The following is an 18391-nucleotide window of genomic DNA, read 5'->3' as shown; positions in this document are numbered from 1 at the left end:
TAAACCTGCGGTGCCATTGGCTTCGCTACTTGAAAAAATAGCTATTCATTAGGCAAAGCTTTTTTAAATTCGGATAATATTTCTTCTCTAGTTTGTTTTTTTTGCAAAACCGCTTTTTTCTCGCATATCTATTTTAGTTCCCACAAAATCATAGTACTCTTCTTAGGAACGAGGTTGCTTAAATTATTTAATTGGAATCAGCTTCAATAACTCAGTCATGGTATTTGGTATGATATACATTTCTAAGTTATTATATGACGATGACAAACCTTCAAAAGCTACAGCACCCAAATAGTAATCTGAAAGATCAAAACTATACACCTGCCAGTTTTGAGTATTTTTTATTAGTTTGAAGTCTACGCTATGATATCCATCTAAACATGGAATATATTTAAAATCTTCATCAATACCTTTTCCTAATGCTTTTACAAAAGACTCTTTGCGTGTCCATAAACTGTAAAAGGTTTTTTTTTTGTCAGTAGCATTTTGAATCGTTAACCTTTCGTTATCATCAAATATATCAGGAAGAAGATTTGTGAATTTAAAATCTTCAGATAGATATTCAATATCTATTCCAACTTTTTTACGTGAAATTGCAATTATAGCAAAGTTTTCGGAATGTGAGATATTGAAATGTAACCAAGGATGCGATGCTAAATATGGTTTTTTATTAAAATCATAATCAAGGTAAATGTTTTTTACAGCTAATTTAGTATAGGCTCCTAGAATTATTTTTAAAATTGATCTGTATATAATGAATCGGTTTCTGTCTATTTCTTTGTAAAAGCGTTTTGCTTTTTTAATTTCTATTGAATTAAGGAACTTATACAAATCAGATTTTAAATCGATGAAGTCAGGTAAATAAATACAGTAAATAATTATATCATTTGTATTTAATGAGTATTCCTTACCAGAGAATAACTTAACGCTCTTGATATTCGAAAAAGAAATATAGAGTCTAGATGTCTTCATGTTTTTTATCTAAAATATCCTGAATTAGTCGCGCTAATACTCTATCATTTGGTGGCGACACAATGTCTAAATGATTACCTGGGATATTATGAATTGTCACGCCCTCTAATGCCGCTTTTTTCCATCCTAAATGCGTAGGGTCTAATTTATAGTTAATATCATCTTTTGCTCTAAATAAGTCTACTTCAAAGTTTTGTGGTTTAAGGTGATAGCGATCAACAATTTTTTTAACCAAATTATCAGCTTCTATGAATTGTTTAAGGGCCAAAGCTTCTTGTTCAGTCATCGTATCGTTCTTGCCAAAATGTCTTTTTAAGATATAATCTTTTTTCCCATTAAAACGCATTTTAAAACCCTTCCAGCTCAATAGCATTTCTTTTAAAAAGTCTAATCTTCTGTGGGTAATATCAAAGTATCTGACTAATTGTTTTTGTCTGTAACTTCCATAATAATAAGAAGAATCAACATAAGAGTCAAGTAGTGCCGTTAGGGTTACTGTTTTTCCTTGTTCTTTTAACTGACGCGTCATTTCGAAGGCAACAATGCCACCAAAAGAAAAACCTGCTAAGGCGTATGGTCCCTCTGGGTTTACTTTTATGATGGCATTTATGTAATGTGTTGCCATAGCTTCAATTGATTCATACCATCCATCAAAACCTTTCGGTTTTGTGCCCTGAATACCATAAATAGGTTGATCCTCATCAAAGTGTTTACTTAAATTGATAAAGTTTAAAACATTAAGTCCTGCTCCGTGTACGATAAAAAGAGGTACTTTGTTTCCATCAGGTTTTATTGGGACTAAACATTCTGCATAAATTTCGGTTCCCGTGTTTAGTAGTTTAGCAAATTTTTCTACTGTTGAATATTTAAATAAAGCAGACAACGGAATTCGCTTGCCAGTGTGTCTCTCTATTTCAATCATAACTTTTACTCCTTTGATTGAATGTCCTCCCATCTCGAAGAAATCACTAAAAATATCTATATTCTGTATGTTTAAGCTTTCTTTCCAAATAGTAGCAACTATATTTTCTTCCTCTGTTCGGGGTGCGGTATATTTAACTTTTTTAATTATTTTATAATTTGATAATGCTTTACGGTCTATTTTGCCATTAAGCGTTGTTGGCATTTTCTCTATTAAATTAAAATTATGTGGAATTAATTGTGACGGTAATTTTGATGCCAAAGCTTCGCGCCATATAGGTATTAGATTTTCATTATTTTCTATATTGGAGTGAGGAACAATATGTGCTACAAGAAAATTTTCGTCAGCTAATACAACGGCATATTTTATGCCATCAAGTAATAGTAGTGCTTGTTCTACTTCTCCTGGTTCGATGCGATGTCCTCTAATTTTAACTTGTTGATCGATACGCCCTAAGCATTCTATTTCGTTGTTTGGAAGTATTTTCCCTAAATCACCTGTACGATAAATTATATCGTTTTTGCCTGCAGAAAATCTATTTTTAATAAATTTTTCTGATGTAAGTTCTGGTCTTTTCCAGTAACCTTTTGCAACACCGTCACCACCTATTACAATTTCACCAATCTTTCCTGGTGCGGCAAGTTGTCCTTGCTCGTCAATGATGTAAAATTGTGTATTTGCAATAGGTTTTCCAATTGTTATTACTGTATCATCAGTATTTATTTGTTTTATGGATGAAAAAATGGTAGTTTCTGTTGGACCATAGACATTCCAAAGCGTATGGCATTTACTTACAAGCTCTTTGGCAAGATCTTCTGGCATAGCTTCACCACCGCATAAAGCTTTAAGCGGTAAAGGTTCAGACCAACCAGAGTCTAAAAGCATTGACCAGGTTGTGGGAGTCGCTTGCAGAAAATTGATGTTTTCTTTTTTTATTATTTCAAGTAAAAGTCTTCCATCTCTAGCTGTTTCATGGTCTGCTATTATTAATGTTGCGCCTTTAATAAGTGGTAAATACAATTCTAATCCTGCAATATCAAAGGAGATAGTGGTTATAGATAATATTCTGTCATTTTCGTTAATACCAGGTTCTAAGGCCATACTCAAAAGAAAGTTAACCAAATTTTTATGGGTGATAGGAACTCCTTTTGGGTTGCCGGTTGATCCAGATGTATACAGTATATAAGCAACATTATCGGAACTAACGGTAAAAGCAAGCGGTAAAGTAGAATATTGGTTTAATAAATCAATAGCATCTTCTATAAAAATAGTATGCGACCATGACGGTAAGGATGCAAATAAAGTTTTACTGGTTATTAACATCTTTGCATCAGAATCATTAAGCATAAATTCTAAACGTTCTTTTGGATATTCGGGATCCAATGGTATATAGGCTGCTCCGCATTGTAAAATGGCTAATAAAGTGTAAAGCAGTTCCGGGCTTCGTGAAAAAGAAACGGCAATAAAATCACCAGATTGTATTCCCTGCGCTTTTAAATAATGTGCTAATTGGTTCACTTTTTCATGTAATCCGGCGTAAGTAGTTTTTGAATCATGAAATTCTAAGGCTATATTTTTAGGTGTAATTTCTGCTTGTTTTCTAAGTAACTCCGTCAAAGTCACATTTGGATATGGCATTTCAGTACTATTTAAGATGTCGTAATCTGCTAAATAGTTGCCTCCTAGTAAATCCGATAATGGATTGTCTGAACCTGATATTAGTTTATGCATTATATCTTCAAATGAAAGCATCATTTGATTTATTTTTTCTGGTTTGAATAATGTAGTATTATAGGACCATTGAAATATAGGTCCATTTTTAGATTTAAAAATATGAAGTTGAATTTCGAAGGTTCCGTATTCTCTCGGATTCATGTTTAAATCGTGAGTAAGACCCGTAAATGAAAATTCATTTTCTATAGTCCGATTCAAATCAACTGTTAGTATAACCGGAACTAACGGAATTCTTGAAGGGTCTCTGGGAATTGCGAGACTCTTAAGAAGATGACCAAAACTAACTTGTTGATGTTCATATGCATCAAACAACTGAGAATTTCTTTGCTTTAGATAGTCAAAAAAGCTAATGTCAGGATTAATTTTACTGCGTAACGGAAGTAAATTAACACAATCTCCAATCAGCTGTCGCATATCATATAGTGTATTTCCTGAAGAAGGGAATCCGACAACCAAATCGTGTTGACCAGTAAGCTTGCATAAAAAGATCTCAAAGGCTGCTAGTATTGTGGTCACCAAACTACAACCGGCATTTATTCCTATATTTTTTAGTGAGGTTATAATTTTATCATCTAAAGGGAAATCCAGGCGAGCACTATTATATGTTCGTAATGAAGGTCTTACATAATCTAATGGTAGTTCAATTGTTGGAACCGATTCTTTATAGATATTTAGCCAAAAATCTTCTAAATTTTGATATTCAGTACTTTCCATAAAAGAATTTATTTTTTCGGCAAAATCACTGAATCGCTCTGGAGCTGGAAGTTCCGGTACTGTATTTTCAATATACGCTGAATAAATTGTGCCGAGTTCTTCTAACATTATATCGATACTGAGTCCGTCACCTATAATATGGTGAATTGTAAGGGTGACTAAATATTCAAAATCTTCGACATTAATTACACTAACTCTTAACAGAGGACCATTGACAAGGTCAAATACAGCATTAACTTCTTCCTTGACTACACTATCTATATATTTTCCTTTTTCAATAGGGGGCAGGTTAGAAAAATTATTGTAAGATATTTTGATATCACCTTCCGTATAAATACACATAAAGTTTCCGTCTGGACTGAAGGAAGCTCTAAGTCCTTCATGGCGTTGTATTAAAGTTTTTAGTGCTTGCTCAAATGTATCTATAACTAAATTACCCTTAAATTTAATCGAAATAGATAAGTTATATGCTTTATTGGCATCACTACTTCCAAAAATACAATCTGACCATATTTCCTGTTGAGAATTTGTTGAATAGATTACTCTTTCAATCTCAGGTGAAAATGGAAAAAATTGAGTTTCATTTTTACTTTGAATTTGGGGTTGAGGTTTGTTTTTCATTACTATCATAATTCTATTTTTAAATGAAATTGTACAGTTCGTGAAGTGACAATTTAAAATAATTGATTATTAATCATGGTTGCAAGATTCTAATAGCTGTATTTTTATGAACTTCCCTTTTTTATTAGAGTCTTCTATAAACCATGCTGGATTCCCGTTTTCGTCGCGTCCTAATTTTCCGCCCTTTATAGGAGGATCGTTAGCCATTATGATATACTTTTTATCTGCGATTTTATTCTCCAAAAATTGCTGATCATTAATCTTCAAAACATCAAAAGGTTTTTCTGGTTGTAGGATTTCATGTGTTTCAATGACCTTTTCGGGATTAAAAGTTTCGGCATCTAAATGTTCTGTTTTCAGACTTCCAAGAGCAGACTTTCCATTTAATGTGGTATTTCGATAATTTTGTAATTGGTCGATCTTTTGGCTCAAAAGCTGTATTTGTTGAACAATTTGTTCTAATGAAATTTGATTTTCAATTGAAGATAATTGAGGTTTATTTATTAAAATATTAGATTCAATGATTTCATTAGGAGTGATTTCAATTTCTTTTTTAGATTCATTGAGATCCTCTTCAGGGAGGTTAAGGTCTATATAATTAGCTAAAAGAGTTGGTGTTGAAAAAACTTCGTTAAGTTGTCTAAAAGTAATTGGTAAGTCAAACTCTTTTTTCAGTTTACCTGACAATTGGGTAAGAGATAAGGAATCAAGTCCAAGTTCTAAGAAAGTATTTGATGCTGCATCAGATTCATAAGTTATTCCTGATGCGTTCCTAATAATTTCTGAAATCTTAAATAGAACTGAATCTTTTCGTGAATTGTTTGCTTTGGTAGCGCTATCTGTTTCTATTGAAGCTATAGGTGTATTTAAAACTGCCGGTATATCAGCAACGACAGTTTTTTGAGGTACTGCTGTCTCAACTGTACTTAAAGGTTCAATCCAACAAGGTTTGCGATCAAAAACATAACTTGGTAATTTGATTTTTTGCCTTTGTTGTTGATCGTAAAAAGCATGCCAGTCAGGCTTTATACCTCTAATCCATAAGTCTCCTAAAGCGTTTAACAAAGTAGAATATTCGTTTTCTTGCTCATCCTTAGGAAAAGTTAGACTAGGAAAAGCTGGTATGACTTTACCAACAGCTTGTTGACGCGCTAAAGTAATTAGAGTTTGCCCAGGGCCAACTTCTAATAGTATATAATCCTCTAAACCAAATGCAGTATCCATTGCATCTGCAAATCTTACCGTATTTTTTAAATGGTTCACCCAATAGATTGCACTTGTGGCTTCTGTATCTGAAAGCCAGGTTCCCGTTACTGTCGAGATAATAGGTAAGCGAGGAATATTTAATTTTATTTTTTCTACTTCATTTTTAAATGATTCTAAAATAGGATCCATCATAAAAGAGTGAAAGGCATGGCTGGTCAGGAGTATTTTGTTGGGAATATCTTGCGAATCAAGTTTTTTATTAAAATCAGTAATATCTTCTTTTGTGCCCGAAACCACACAAAACTGATTCGAATTTATTGCCGCAAGGGAAAGTGTTTCCGGAAGCAGTTCATTTAATTGCTCAATAGGTACACGTACAGCCAGCATAGATCCGCCAGGGAGTCCACTGATTAATTTTCCTCTAACCGCAACGATGTGTAAAGCGTCTTTTAAATTCATAATTCCTGCCAAGTGTGCTGCGGCAAATTCACCAATACTATGGCCACAAAGAAAAGTTGGTTTTATTCCCCAACTCATCCATAATTGAGACAATGCATATTCGGTAACGAATAAAGCAGGTTGCGTTAAACGAGTATCTTTTAAAAGTTCTTCAGCTTCACCGGAGTTAATTTCAGGATAGATTATATGACGTATATCTAAATTTAAATCTTCCATCAATAGTTCAGCGCATTTATCTATCGCATTGCGATATACTTCTTCGTTATCATAAAGCGTTTTACCCATTTGTAAAAATTGGGCTCCTTGTCCCGGGAATAAAAATCCCATTTCGCCAGGTGCACTTTTTAATAGTGCGGATTTGATGCTTTTTGTTTTGAGAGAAATTAATTTTTCGGCTGCATCACTTGCAGTATTGGCTATTAAGAAGCTTCTATGGTTAAAGTCATCGCGCGTTGCACTCAATGAATAAGCTATGTCTGCTAAATCATTATCTTTTGATTTATCAATAAAGTTACCCAGCTCATTTTCATAGCTCAGCAGACTATTTTGGCTTTTAGCAGACCACATGAGTATTTGAAGTGGTCGCGTCGTTGAAGGTGGCAAAGGTTTCATCTCATATTCTTCGACAATAACATGTGCATTGGTACTTCCTATACCAAATGAGCTCACGCCAGCTCTTCTTTTACCATCGGCATTCCAGTCAATCAATTTATTATTGATGTAAAAAGGGCTATTATCAAAATCTATATTTGGATTTGGTTTCGTGAAATTAACCATTGGAGGTATTTGCTTATGACGCATTGCTAATAATGTCTTTATTAGACCTGCAGCACCTGCAGCTGCAGTGGTATGACCCATATTGCTTTTTATAGATCCCAAAGCACAATAGCCATTTTTTTCTTGTTTACCATAAGCGATTTTAAGTCCTTCTATTTCTATTGGATCGCCAATAGGAGTTGCGGTGCCATGTGCTTCCATATAAGTAATGGTTGATGGCGATATTTGAGCGTCATTGAATGCATTTATTATGGCTCCAGCCTGGCCTTTTGGGCTAGGTGCCATAAAACTGCCTTTGTCTCCTCCGTCGTTATTTACACCAACGCCTTTAATTACTCCGTAAATAATATCTCCGTCTTTTTCAGCTTCTTCTAATCTTTTAAGTAAAACGACTCCTGCGCCATCACTAAAGACGGTACCTTTTCCAGAAGCCTCAAAAGATCTGGTAGAACCATCTGGACTTTTAATAAATCCATCATCATAAAGATGACCACTATTTATGGGTGAAGTTACGCTGGAACCGCCCGCAAGAGCAACGTCACACATTCCGGTTCTTATTGCTTTTACCGCTTCAGCAACTGCTAATAACGAAGTCGAGCAAGCGGAATGCACACTAACAGAAGGACCTTTTAAATTTAAATGATATGAAGTTCTGGGGGCAATAAAATCTTTTCCATTTACAGTATAGATCTGAAGTTCGCCTATTGAACTTTTTAGCTCTTTGTTTGAAAATATATTATTTTCGTAGTAAGTATTAATTTCACTACCTGAGTATACTCCAATACTTCCTTTGTAATGTTTAGGAAGATGTCCGGATTGCTCTAATGCCTCAAATGAAATTTCTAGAAACACTCTTATTTGCGGATCCATAGCGGCCGCAAGTTGTGGGTTTAATCCAAAGAAATTGGCATCAAATGTTTTGGCTGAAGACAAAATCCCTCGAGCACCTATATAAAGTGGGTCTTTACGAAGACTTTCAGGCAAACTAATGTCTAATTCATCTTTCGTAAAATAAGATATTGTCTCTTTTCCATTTTTTAAGTTCTCCCATAATTCCTCCATTGAGTCAGAACCAGGGAATCTTCCAGCCATACCAATTACGGCAATGTCTGCAGAAACAGTTTTGCTTTTGGTCTCTTTAAACGCAAACAAATCTTCCTTATTTTTTTCTCCATTCTTATCCTCTCCTAAAATTGTACAAAGCTCTCTAATTGTAGGGTAGATGTACATTTTTGAAACAGGTACTTCAATCGATAAACGTTGTCTCAATACCGAAGTAATTTTTTGTGCCAATACTGAACTACCCCCAATATCAAAAAAATCATCATCTATACCTATACTTGGTATTTTTAATTCTTCGCTCCAGATCTTTGCAATATCTTTTTCTAATTGTGTATTAGGTTTATTGAATAGAGGAGCAGAGTCTGGTCTGGTATATTCAGGAATTGGTAAATTCTTTTTATCAATTTTCCCATTTGGTGTTATTGGAAAATCCTCTACCCAAATATATTTGGAGGGTAATAATATTTCTGGTAAAATTTTTGAAAGTGCCTCATGAATTATTTTTTCATCCTTTAGTTGTTCATTAGATTTAAAATAAGCTATAAGTTTATCTTCATTTCCATAATAATTGCTTACGATTACTGCTGACTGTTTTATTCCTGGAAAACTATTTAAGGCAGTTTCAATTTCACCTAATTCAATACGATGTCCTCTAATTTTTACTTGATGATCTATACGCCCCAAACATTGAAATTCTCCATTCGGTAATAATTTTCCCAAGTCACCAGTACGATAAAGAATAGCATTTGGTTCTGTCGAAAATGAATCTGGAATAAATTTTTCAGCTGTCAGTTCCGGACGTTTCCAATAACCTTGAGCAACACCATCTCCACCAATAACTATTTCTCCAATTGTTCCCGGAGAAACAGCTTGCCCATGCTCATCTAATAAGTAAATTTGTGTGTTTGCAATAGGTCCTCCAATTGTAATTAATTCATCTTCTGCGTAAATTTGCTTGATAGCTGACCATATTGTAGTTTCTGTTGGACCGTACATATTCCAAAGAGAATCACATCTTGCAGTTAACTGATGCGCCAGATTTAAAGGCATAGCTTCGCCGCCACAAAGGGCTTTTAATCCCAATGGTGTTTCCCAGCCAGAATCAAGTAGTAATTGCCATGTAGTTGGCGTAGCCTGCAGTATTGTAATTTCTTTTTTTTGCAAAAGCTGAAGTAAAAGCTGTCCATCATGAGTAGTCTGGTAATCAGCAAAAACTACTGTAGCACCTTTAATTAATGGTAGAAATAATTCGAGACCTGCAATATCAAAAGAAATTGTAGTAATGGACAGTAATTTATCTTCAGGATTTATACCTGGCTCAATCGCCATGCTGAATAAGAAGTTTACTAAATTTTTATGAGTTACTGTAACTCCTTTTGGTTTTCCGGTAGATCCGGAGGTATACATCATATAAGCAACAGCCTCTTGAGCAACAGTTAGTAAAACAGGTGAAATAGGATAGTTGTCTATTGCAGACAACGCATTTTCGACCAATATTGTTTTTGAATAAATTGGCAATGAAGCTGCAAGTGATTTTGTAGTTAGCAAAAAACTAGCCTCAGAATCTTCCAGCATAAATTCTAAACGTGCAGTTGGAAATTTAGGATCTAATGGTAAATATGAGGCACCACATTGTAAAATGGCAAAGAGAGCGATAATTAATTTAGGACTTCGCTCCATGGAGACAGCAACTATTTGTCCAGAGGATAAACCCTGAGACAGAAAATAATTAGCCATTTGGTTTGTCTTTTTTAATAATTCGCCATAAGTAAGCTTTTCATCTTCAAATTCAAGAGCTATTGAATTAGGGAAAATGGCAGCTTGCTCTGCAAAAAGGTCATGTAACGCAATTGTTGGGTACGTCATTTTAGTCCAACTTATCTTGTTGTCTAAATTATTTTTGTAAAGTCTTTTCATTTTAATGCTATTAAAATTAAAGTTGAGCAAAATAATATGATGAGTTTAACGTCATGATATTTATAATTTATTACTTAAAACTGAGTGTTTTTTTTAACTAAATAGTTTGTTTATCTAACAAATAGATGTGGGAGTTATAATTCTTTTTGGCTAATAATTTTGATGTAAAATATTTCTGTATATATCTGTTAATTAGCTGTTAATGGTTTTTTTAAATAAAGTTTTTCTTCACTTATACTTGTATTCTCATTATATGCTATTATCATCTATGAATGACATATTCTAAATTAGATTTGGGTAATTTTATTAAATCTGATAAGTTGGTTACGAAACCAATTTCGTTTACCAATTTTCCTTTTTTGCAACTGCAAGATTTTTGTATGTAAATATCCTACCTATTTATCTTTCTGTTTTTTGTTTTAAAAGGCAATAATTCCTTGTTGAGACCAATTTACCCTTGAACAGGACAGTATTTATTTTGACAGAAATAAAATATTTAATTTTACGTTTTAATAAGTTGCTTTTGTTTAGATGTTTACATGTTTTTTGGAAGGTAAATATCTAGTAATAGCGCTTCAGGTTTTTAAAGAAATCAGATATGCTAATAAGTAAAAAAAGAAGCAACCAATATATTTTCATGAAAACATAACAGTTGTCATATTAGGTGTGATCTGGTTTATTATTATTTTTTAGTAAAGAGACAGGAACGCTATAAAGGATTTTTTCAATGTAGGTAAATAGTCATTAAAATACTACATTTAATGTCGTTTATCGGAATTAAAATTAGTTTTATCGGTTTTATTTTGTAAATAAATATTTTTGCAGTAAAATAATAAGCCTATAAAACTGTGAAGTATCAAAATTTAAAAATTATTAATCTGCTCATAATTATGCTGTTGTTCTTTCCTTTTAAAGGAAATAGTCAAAATACACAAGATATTATGGAAACCATAATTACATCTGGTAGTAATGCAACAGGAAGTTCTGGTTCTGTAACTTATTCAATTGGCCAGGTATTCTATACTTATATAGGAGTACAAACAGTTTATAATGTAGCTCAGGGTATACAGCATCAGGAAAATGATGAAAGTCTTGGTACACCAGAAATTGAAAAACCTACAACAGAAATATTTGTTTTCCCAAATCCAACGGCAGATTTTGTCAATATAAGTATGAAAGGCGATGAGCTGGAAGCCGCAAATAGATTCTATCGTCTTTATGACTTACAAGGCAGGCTTTTGAAGCAAAATGTAATTACTCAAGCTGAAACCCAGATTAGCTTAAACAACTTTAGTTCATCCCTTTATGTACTTACGGTATATGTGGATAACAAACTTTATAAATCTTTTAAAATATTAAAAAAATAATACAATGAAAATTGCACTTACGATACTTTTATTTTTGACTTTTACCTTTACAGTATTTGCTCAAGCACCTGAAAAAATGAGTTATCAGGCAATTATTCGCGCACAAGATAATAGTCTGATCATGAATTCGAGAATTAGCCTTAAAGTTATTATACATCAAAGTACTGTTAACGGAACAAGTGTATATCAGGAAACGCATTCTCCTACTACGAATAACAATGGTTTAGTTTCTCTTGAAATTGGAACAGGAACAGTTTCGATAGGTAATTTTAGCCAGATAGCCTGGGATAAAGGCCCTTATTTTATAGAAACGCAAGTTGATGTAAAGGGTGGTTCTAATTATAATATTACCGGAGTTACACAGCTTTTGAGTGTGCCATATGCGTTACATGCAAAAACAGCCGACAGATTAACCGGAGGGGTAACTACTCCAATTACCAAAGCAACCGTTATTTCATTCACTTCTTCAAGAAACATTGCTGCTGCGGATGTAAATAATACAATAGAGTGTACAACATCAGCCACATTAACATTAACCGCCAATTTTAGTAGTATGCTAATAGGGGAGACTATTAATTTAGAAGCGCATAACGGTGCTGTATTGACTATACTAGCCCCTTCAGGAGTGTCAATTAATTACAAAGCAAATGGTAGTGCAAAGTTTACCAGTGTTTCTGGAAACGTAAGGTTTGGCTTTCTTAGAAAAACGGGCACAAATTCCTATATTATATCTGGACAATGAAACATTTAATATTTTTTTTACTCTTTACGACTATAGTTTTTTCACAAAACTATCATTATGCTATTGATGATGCTCCCGTAAAAACTCCAGAAATACCACCAGGGGTCAATAATCAATTAGAAGAAATTAAATATTTTGAAGCTTTTTTGTTACCAATTGCTCAAAAAGCGAATCTTCAGGCGGCTTTAGACTTGCATGGTGCTGTACGATTAGAAAAAGGGGATTATTCAGGAGTAGATATTGTCATGAAAAGCAATCAAAGGCTTTATGGTTATCCATCATTAACCAAAGTATCTAATATTACCATAACAGCCGGAAGTACAGGAGTGGTTTTAGAAAACTTACTTCCACAAGATAAAACGATAACGCTTCAGGCAGGAGGAGTAATTTCTAATTGTACTTTTAAATCTATAAAGTGGGCAACTTTAAAAGCAACAAATGCAACGTTTACAAATAATACCTTTATAAATTACGGTGGTAATATTTTAATAGATTGTAGCCAGTCTGGTTATTTTAGAAATAATAAATTTATAAAACACCAATCAGGAGGGTTAACGACGGTTTTGACTATGAAAGGAAATACCGCAACTCCTAGTTATGGTAATGTGAATTTGCACACCAATTTTCTAACACCTCATGGAGATACAAGCGAACTGAATAATTTAGTATCGGCTACTTTTGTTGGTATTGATGCAGAAGGCTGGAATCTTACCGGAGACGGAACCAAAGCTATGTTTAAGGCGAGTAATATGGGCAATGTTAAAATAACAGATTTAGGAGGTGGTAACTCATATTCTGCTGTTCGAACCGGAGCTTATGATATCGATGCTGCCAATGTATCTATATTAAATAAAAAACTTTTTACAGAATTTGATGTAATATCACCGAGAACTAACATGATAATGATAGCTGCTTTAGGGGGATATAAAAGAGGGAGCGGGACAGTTACCGGGTATGATCTCTTGGGAAATTTAGATAATACCAACACTCTAAAATATAATAATGTTGAACAAACTACTGCTATAACTAATACAGCAATAGTTTCAAATCTTAGTGCTTCTATTCTGGGAAATAAATACACGCCCTGGAGTCGACCAGCATGGGAGACATTACCGGATCCGACAGGTGCAAATTGGAGATCTGACAGAGTAGGTAAACCAGATAGTACAACTTATATTCAGAATTTAATAAATACAAATGGAGTCGCAGAACTTCCTGAGGGTGTCTATTATATTAGTTCGACTTTAAAAGTCCCTCTTGACAGAGCTCATGGAATTATGGGTAAGGGTACAGGAAAAACTTCAATAGTAGGTTTGAAAGATGATTTCCCTTTAATAACGCTTACGGGTGGTCAGGACGATAATTTTGTATTGGCACATTTGACGCTGCAAGGCGGCAGTGTAGGTGTTTATTCATCACAAAACTTTGGTACACAACATATGAGTTTTGTATGGTTAAAATATGTAGTATTTAGAGATCAAAATTATGGCTTTCAGTTAGATAAAATGATGGGCTTCGATAATAATTTCTTTGATAATATTTCTTTTGTAAATTGCAATAAAGGATTTTTTCAAGATCCTCTTGTAAACGGAGATTCTGATCATTCCAGCTTTGTTGATAAAACAATGTTTTACAGAAGTCAGTTTATAAATTGCAATACAGCGGTTTCTATGTTGGCAACAAGGGCAGACAATTTAAATGCCTGGGTAGATTGTAAATTTAGCGGAGGACAATCCGCTCTTATCTTAGGTGGAAATAATTATCCAATAGCTGCGAATTGTGATTTTACAGGTTTTACAGGAAAGCAAGTTATAAGCAGTGGAGATATCTCTCTTTATAATTCTAATTTTTACAGTAACAGCACTACAGCTTCAACTATTAAAGCTATTAACTCCTATATTGAAGGATGTAATTTTTCAGATGCAACGACCTTATTTTCATCTGTTATATATAATCCTGTAAATGCCTATATAACAAACTCTACTGTAACAAGTACAGTATCTTCTTTAGTGATAGATGGAGATTGGAACAGTAAATATTCAGGAGTATTTATGAATAGTAATTTTAAGTCAAACTCCACACTTAGCAAGCTGTTAGTAAATGTAAAAGAAGGTACGGCAACCGTAATTATAAATACAGCTTCTAACCCTTATCCGCAGCTTTTAGTAACACGATAAACAGTATAATTTTTGATATACCATCTAACTTAACTGATCAATTTTTTTATTGATCAGTTTTTTGTTTTAAATACCTCTTGTGCATTATATAGTTATTAGACGTACTATCTTGCTTCTTTTATTATTTGGATAATTATGGATCAAAATTCCAAATGAGTTCTAAAAAAAATCAGATACTTTCGTAGTTTATAAAATCTGATTTCAAAAATTTTCGTGCACCGTTTTAATTAAAATTTATTTTTGGCAAGATTTTTCCTTTTTTCATTGTCATAATGATAAAGGCTTTGTTTGGCAACGCGTCGTTATTGTGGTTATTATCTGGTTAAATATAATTTTTAAACGGCTTAAATCGGCTATAGAAGGCGACTAATTGCATTTTATCGATTTTAAAATCCGTTGGACAGATTTATTATTTAAAACTATGAAAAATGCATATTTTTGAGCGAAATTTAAAATTGACAAAACAAAATTGATTGTTTGGTCAGAAATATTGTTAATAATTTATCATTTAAGGTTAAAGTTTAACTTTTTGATAACATTGAAAGAAGGGCGAATTATTTTTAACTACAATAGTAATTCAAGATAAGAATTATTAAAATTTTTTATTTTTATGAAATATAGTGTATACGAAAATATCAGAAAAATAAGAGAATTAAAAAACTTAACCAGAGAGTTTGTCGCGGCTGAATTAAAAATGAGCCCTAGTGGTTATGGTAAAATTGAAAGAGGAGATGTCGATTTAACTGTTTCTAAATTAATTGAAATTTCAAAAGTTTTAGATGTTTCAATTGAGTTCATATTTAAATTTGATGTGTCTATTTTTTTTAATGAAACTGCAAAATAAAGTATTCTGAAAAAATGTAAAATTAAAAGTTTTAATAGCGAGACATAAATAGAGTAAATTAAATAATAAAGTTATGGAAAATTACTATTTAAGAATCAAAAAGTATCGGATAGAAAATAATCATACTTCTGAATATATAGCTATTCAAATGGAAATGAGTTTGAAAAAGTATGAGAGTATTGAGAAAGGAATGGTTGATCTCAAATTATCAAAGTTAGATAAGTTAGTGAAAATTTTAGGAATCAAAAAAAGTGAAATTTTCAAATTGGATACTTAATTTTAGAAAAAAAACATTTTTGTTAATCACAAAAAAAAAAATAGAGTTCATTATTAAAAGAACTCTATTTTTTTACTTCCTATTAGTATCTATATTTATTTTTTTACTTTTAAAACATATCCCAAAGACTCCAGAATTAAAACATAATGCGTTTTTGTGATGTCCTTGACAACAGCATTATGATCACAAAATGGTCCGGAATTCAAATGTATTTCATCTCCAATTTGGTACTGCATAACCGATATTTCTTTGGCAGTATCGCCACTTTTAAGCCATTCTTTTATTGTCTGAATTTCCTGGTCTTTTACAACAGCATGTTTACCCAACCAAAATAAATACCGTACCACACCAGGTGAATTAAAAACCAGATTTCTGTCTTTTTCTTCCAATTGTACAAATATATAATGATCAAATAATGGTGATTCGACCTTTATTTTTCTATCAGATCTTTGTATGATTTTTTTAATCAAAGGGCAATAACAATTGACATTAAACCTGGTTAATTGTTCTGCGGCTCTTTTTTCCCATTTGGGTCTAGTGTATACGACGTACCATTTCATAATCCTAATTATTTATTGTATTAAAATACATTATGATTTAAATAGAGATTTACTCTTTTGTATTTACCTCAGTGATTTTTTTAAGAGTAATAGCTCTGCTTTAATTTTTCACTGCAAATAAACATTCTTCAAAATCTAAACAATCACGAGGGTTTGCAGCCTTTTTTATTAATAATCAGACGTGCTGTTTCAAGTATTAATTACTTTGTGAATTTAATTCCAAGTACGGTAAGCCTTTACATTTTTAATAGCATTTTTTCCTTAGTAAGGACATTTAGCAACGAAAATGTAGTTTTAATTCTACATGAATATTATAATTTTAACATAAATTAACATTGTTGATATAGCCGATAAAAATGATTTCTAATTTCTGGATTCTTAAGTCTGAATTTGAATTGTTTTTATTCTTATAAGGAACAATAATTTTAATTTCTTTAAACATAATTTTTCTTTTTTGGATAGCTAGATTGTAGCTATTCACGGGGAACCCCTTTTCATTTCTAAAAAAAGAAGCATTAAAATCCTGTAACAAGGTTAATAATGTATTTCGACTACAAAATCCATATTAACAAACTTACTTTTAACTTAAAAACATTAAGCTTATGAAAATTGGAATAACTTTTAGTGCTTTTGATTTATTACATGCAGGGCACGTGAAAATGCTTGAAGAAGCAAAACTACATTGTGATTATTTAATTGTTGGTTTACAGACCGATCCCACCTTAGATCGCCCAACAAAAAATAAACCAACCCAAACTGTTGTCGAACGTTACATACAATTAAAAGCGTGTAAGTTTGTTGATGAAATAGTTCCTTATGCTACTGAACAGGACTTAGAAGATATTTTGAAAGCCTTTACTATTGATGTCCGTATCTTAGGAGATGAATATAAAGAGAGAGATTTTACAGGCAGAAGCTATTGTGAAGAAAAAGGAATTGAGTTGTACTTTAATATAAGAGACCATCGTTTTTCAAGTACCAATTTGCGTCATGAAGTGTATCAGAAAGAAATTTTAATAAACAGTAATGGCAATTAGTACTCTTACTCATGTAATTCTAACAGGGGGAGTTGGCAGCAGATTGTGGCCTCTATCCAGAAAAACACTGCCTAAGCAATATCTTGAACTTTTTGACGGAGAGTCACTTTTTGAAAAAACAGTGAACCGTAATCAAGTTGTTTCCAATAAAACGATAGTGGTTGGAAATATAGAAAATTACAAAATGAGTAATGCCATTATGTCAAAATTAAGTAAGTCTTTTACTCATATTGTAGAAGCTGTACCTCGCAATACAGCTGCAGCAATTGCATTTGCTGCATTTGCATCAAAGCCAGAAGATATTTTACTGATTACACCATCAGATCATATTATAGAAAGCAATCAGTTATATGATGCTGCTTTACAAAAAGCGATTGTACTGGCTAATCAGGATTACCTTGTTACGTTTGGTATAAAACCTATTAAACCGGAAACGGGTTATGGTTATATTGAATTTGAGAATGAAAACGTGGTCGCATTTCATGAAAAGCCAGATTTCGAAACAGCAACAGCTTATCTTCAAAATGGAAATTACTTTTGGAACAGTGGACTTTTTTGCTTTAAAGCAGAAAAATTTTTAGTAGAGCTTAAAAAGCAGGAGCCTGAGGTTTATTGGGCTTCAAAAGCGGTTTGGGAGGTAAATCAAAACGGCTTTCTGAATTATGAATTGTCACTAAATATTCCTTCGATAAGTATTGATTATGCTGTTATGGAACGAAGTAAAGACATTAAAGTAGTCCCTGGTCATTTTGAATGGTCTGATCTGGGTTCGTTCGAATCGGTTTATGACTATCTGGTGCAAAAAGGCCATCCAATTGACGAAAACAGAAATATTGCTATTGGAACTTCATTACACACTACTTTTATTGGGGTTAAAAATTGCATTTTAATTTACACCGCCGATGCCTTAATGGTCTTGCAAAAAGAAAATTCTCAAGAGGTAAAACAAGTTTATCAACATTTAGAATCTATTGCTTCGCCATTATTATAATTCATTTTAATT

Annotated in this window: 12 protein-coding genes; 7 read left to right on the top strand and 5 right to left on the bottom strand. The window is 32.7% G+C overall.

Annotation, left to right across the window (positions count from 1 at the left end):
* Positions 1–183: 183 nt before the first annotated feature.
* Genes AC3ITQ_RS19445 through AC3ITQ_RS19435 form a run of 3 tightly spaced genes read right to left on the bottom strand, consistent with a single transcriptional unit; the run spans position 184 to position 10384 of the window.
* A complete protein-coding gene (locus AC3ITQ_RS19445; protein ID WP_489235784.1) occupies positions 184–972 on the bottom strand; it encodes a 4'-phosphopantetheinyl transferase family protein in 789 nt (262 codons plus the stop codon).
* A complete protein-coding gene (locus AC3ITQ_RS19440; RefSeq protein WP_489235783.1) occupies positions 959–4972 on the bottom strand; it encodes a non-ribosomal peptide synthetase in 4014 nt (1337 codons plus the stop codon). The genes AC3ITQ_RS19445 and AC3ITQ_RS19440 overlap by 14 nt, the downstream gene beginning before the upstream one ends.
* 60 nt (positions 4973–5032) lie before the next feature.
* Positions 5033–10384: an amino acid adenylation domain-containing protein gene (locus AC3ITQ_RS19435; RefSeq protein WP_489235782.1), complete on the bottom strand. Its 5352-nt coding sequence runs from the start codon at positions 10382–10384 to the stop codon at positions 5033–5035.
* Positions 10385–11325: 941 nt separating this feature from the next.
* Here AC3ITQ_RS19435 and AC3ITQ_RS19430 point away from each other — a divergent pair.
* From AC3ITQ_RS19430 to AC3ITQ_RS19410, 5 genes are all read left to right on the top strand, one after another.
* The gene (locus tag AC3ITQ_RS19430; protein ID WP_489235781.1) at positions 11326–11751 is read left to right on the top strand and encodes a T9SS type A sorting domain-containing protein; all 426 of its coding nucleotides are present in this window, start codon (positions 11326–11328) and stop codon (positions 11749–11751) included.
* A 4-nt stretch (positions 11752–11755) separates the two neighbouring features.
* Entirely contained in the window at positions 11756–12493 is a 738-nt protein-coding gene (locus AC3ITQ_RS19425; protein WP_489235780.1) for a DUF8740 domain-containing protein, read from the top strand.
* Positions 12490–14670 carry a hypothetical protein gene (locus AC3ITQ_RS19420; protein WP_489235779.1) on the top strand — a complete coding sequence of 727 codons (2181 nt, stop codon included), beginning with the start codon at positions 12490–12492 and terminating at the stop codon, positions 14668–14670. The genes AC3ITQ_RS19425 and AC3ITQ_RS19420 overlap by 4 nt, the downstream gene beginning before the upstream one ends.
* A 610-nt stretch (positions 14671–15280) precedes the next feature.
* Positions 15281–15514 carry a helix-turn-helix domain-containing protein gene (locus AC3ITQ_RS19415; protein WP_072973991.1) on the top strand — a complete coding sequence of 78 codons (234 nt, stop codon included), beginning with the start codon at positions 15281–15283 and terminating at the stop codon, positions 15512–15514.
* Between the two features lie 73 nt (positions 15515–15587).
* The gene (locus AC3ITQ_RS19410) at positions 15588–15791 is read left to right on the top strand and encodes a helix-turn-helix domain-containing protein (RefSeq protein WP_194655958.1); all 204 of its coding nucleotides are present in this window, start codon (positions 15588–15590) and stop codon (positions 15789–15791) included.
* Positions 15792–15886: 95 nt separating this feature from the next.
* Here AC3ITQ_RS19410 and AC3ITQ_RS19405 read toward each other — a convergent pair whose 3' ends face one another.
* Positions 15887–16351, bottom strand: a complete 465-nt coding sequence (locus tag AC3ITQ_RS19405; protein ID WP_489235778.1) for a UpxY family transcription antiterminator — start codon at positions 16349–16351, stop codon at positions 15887–15889.
* A 319-nt stretch (positions 16352–16670) separates the two neighbouring features.
* Complete coding sequence (locus AC3ITQ_RS19400) at positions 16671–16793, bottom strand: hypothetical protein (RefSeq protein ID WP_489235777.1); 123 nt, start codon at positions 16791–16793, stop codon at positions 16671–16673.
* A gap of 160 nt (positions 16794–16953) precedes the next feature.
* Here AC3ITQ_RS19400 and AC3ITQ_RS19395 point away from each other — a divergent pair, with 160 nt between their 5' ends.
* Positions 16954–17388 carry an adenylyltransferase/cytidyltransferase family protein gene (locus tag AC3ITQ_RS19395; protein ID WP_375033110.1) on the top strand — a complete coding sequence of 145 codons (435 nt, stop codon included), beginning with the start codon at positions 16954–16956 and terminating at the stop codon, positions 17386–17388.
* Positions 17378–18379 carry a mannose-1-phosphate guanylyltransferase gene (locus AC3ITQ_RS19390; RefSeq protein ID WP_489235776.1) on the top strand — a complete coding sequence of 334 codons (1002 nt, stop codon included), beginning with the start codon at positions 17378–17380 and terminating at the stop codon, positions 18377–18379. The genes AC3ITQ_RS19395 and AC3ITQ_RS19390 overlap by 11 nt, the downstream gene beginning before the upstream one ends.
* The last annotated feature ends 12 nt before the right edge of the window (positions 18380–18391 follow it).

The organism is Flavobacterium sp. KH_001, from assembly GCF_057840745.1.
This window is presented reverse-complemented; position numbering and strand designations above follow the sequence as displayed.

What these genes read in the sequence shown, in the direction of transcription:
- AC3ITQ_RS19435 (WP_489235782.1), bottom strand. Translation starts at nt 10,384, where the DNA reads ATGAAAAGACTTTACAAAAATAATTTAGACAACAAGATAAGTTGGACT.
- AC3ITQ_RS19400 (WP_489235777.1), bottom strand. Translation starts at nt 16,793, where the DNA reads ATGTTTAAAGAAATTAAAATTATTGTTCCTTATAAGAATAAAAACAAT.
- AC3ITQ_RS19425 (WP_489235780.1), top strand. Translation starts at nt 11,756, where the DNA reads ATGAAAATTGCACTTACGATACTTTTATTTTTGACTTTTACCTTTACA.
- AC3ITQ_RS19445 (WP_489235784.1), bottom strand. Translation starts at nt 972, where the DNA reads ATGAAGACATCTAGACTCTATATTTCTTTTTCGAATATCAAGAGCGTT.
- AC3ITQ_RS19440 (WP_489235783.1), bottom strand. Translation starts at nt 4,972, where the DNA reads ATGATAGTAATGAAAAACAAACCTCAACCCCAAATTCAAAGTAAAAAT.
- AC3ITQ_RS19410 (WP_194655958.1), top strand. Translation starts at nt 15,588, where the DNA reads ATGGAAAATTACTATTTAAGAATCAAAAAGTATCGGATAGAAAATAAT.
- AC3ITQ_RS19430 (WP_489235781.1), top strand. Translation starts at nt 11,326, where the DNA reads ATGGAAACCATAATTACATCTGGTAGTAATGCAACAGGAAGTTCTGGT.
- AC3ITQ_RS19395 (WP_375033110.1), top strand. Translation starts at nt 16,954, where the DNA reads ATGAAAATTGGAATAACTTTTAGTGCTTTTGATTTATTACATGCAGGG.
- AC3ITQ_RS19390 (WP_489235776.1), top strand. Translation starts at nt 17,378, where the DNA reads ATGGCAATTAGTACTCTTACTCATGTAATTCTAACAGGGGGAGTTGGC.
- AC3ITQ_RS19415 (WP_072973991.1), top strand. Translation starts at nt 15,281, where the DNA reads ATGAAATATAGTGTATACGAAAATATCAGAAAAATAAGAGAATTAAAA.
- AC3ITQ_RS19420 (WP_489235779.1), top strand. Translation starts at nt 12,490, where the DNA reads ATGAAACATTTAATATTTTTTTTACTCTTTACGACTATAGTTTTTTCA.
- AC3ITQ_RS19405 (WP_489235778.1), bottom strand. Translation starts at nt 16,351, where the DNA reads ATGAAATGGTACGTCGTATACACTAGACCCAAATGGGAAAAAAGAGCC.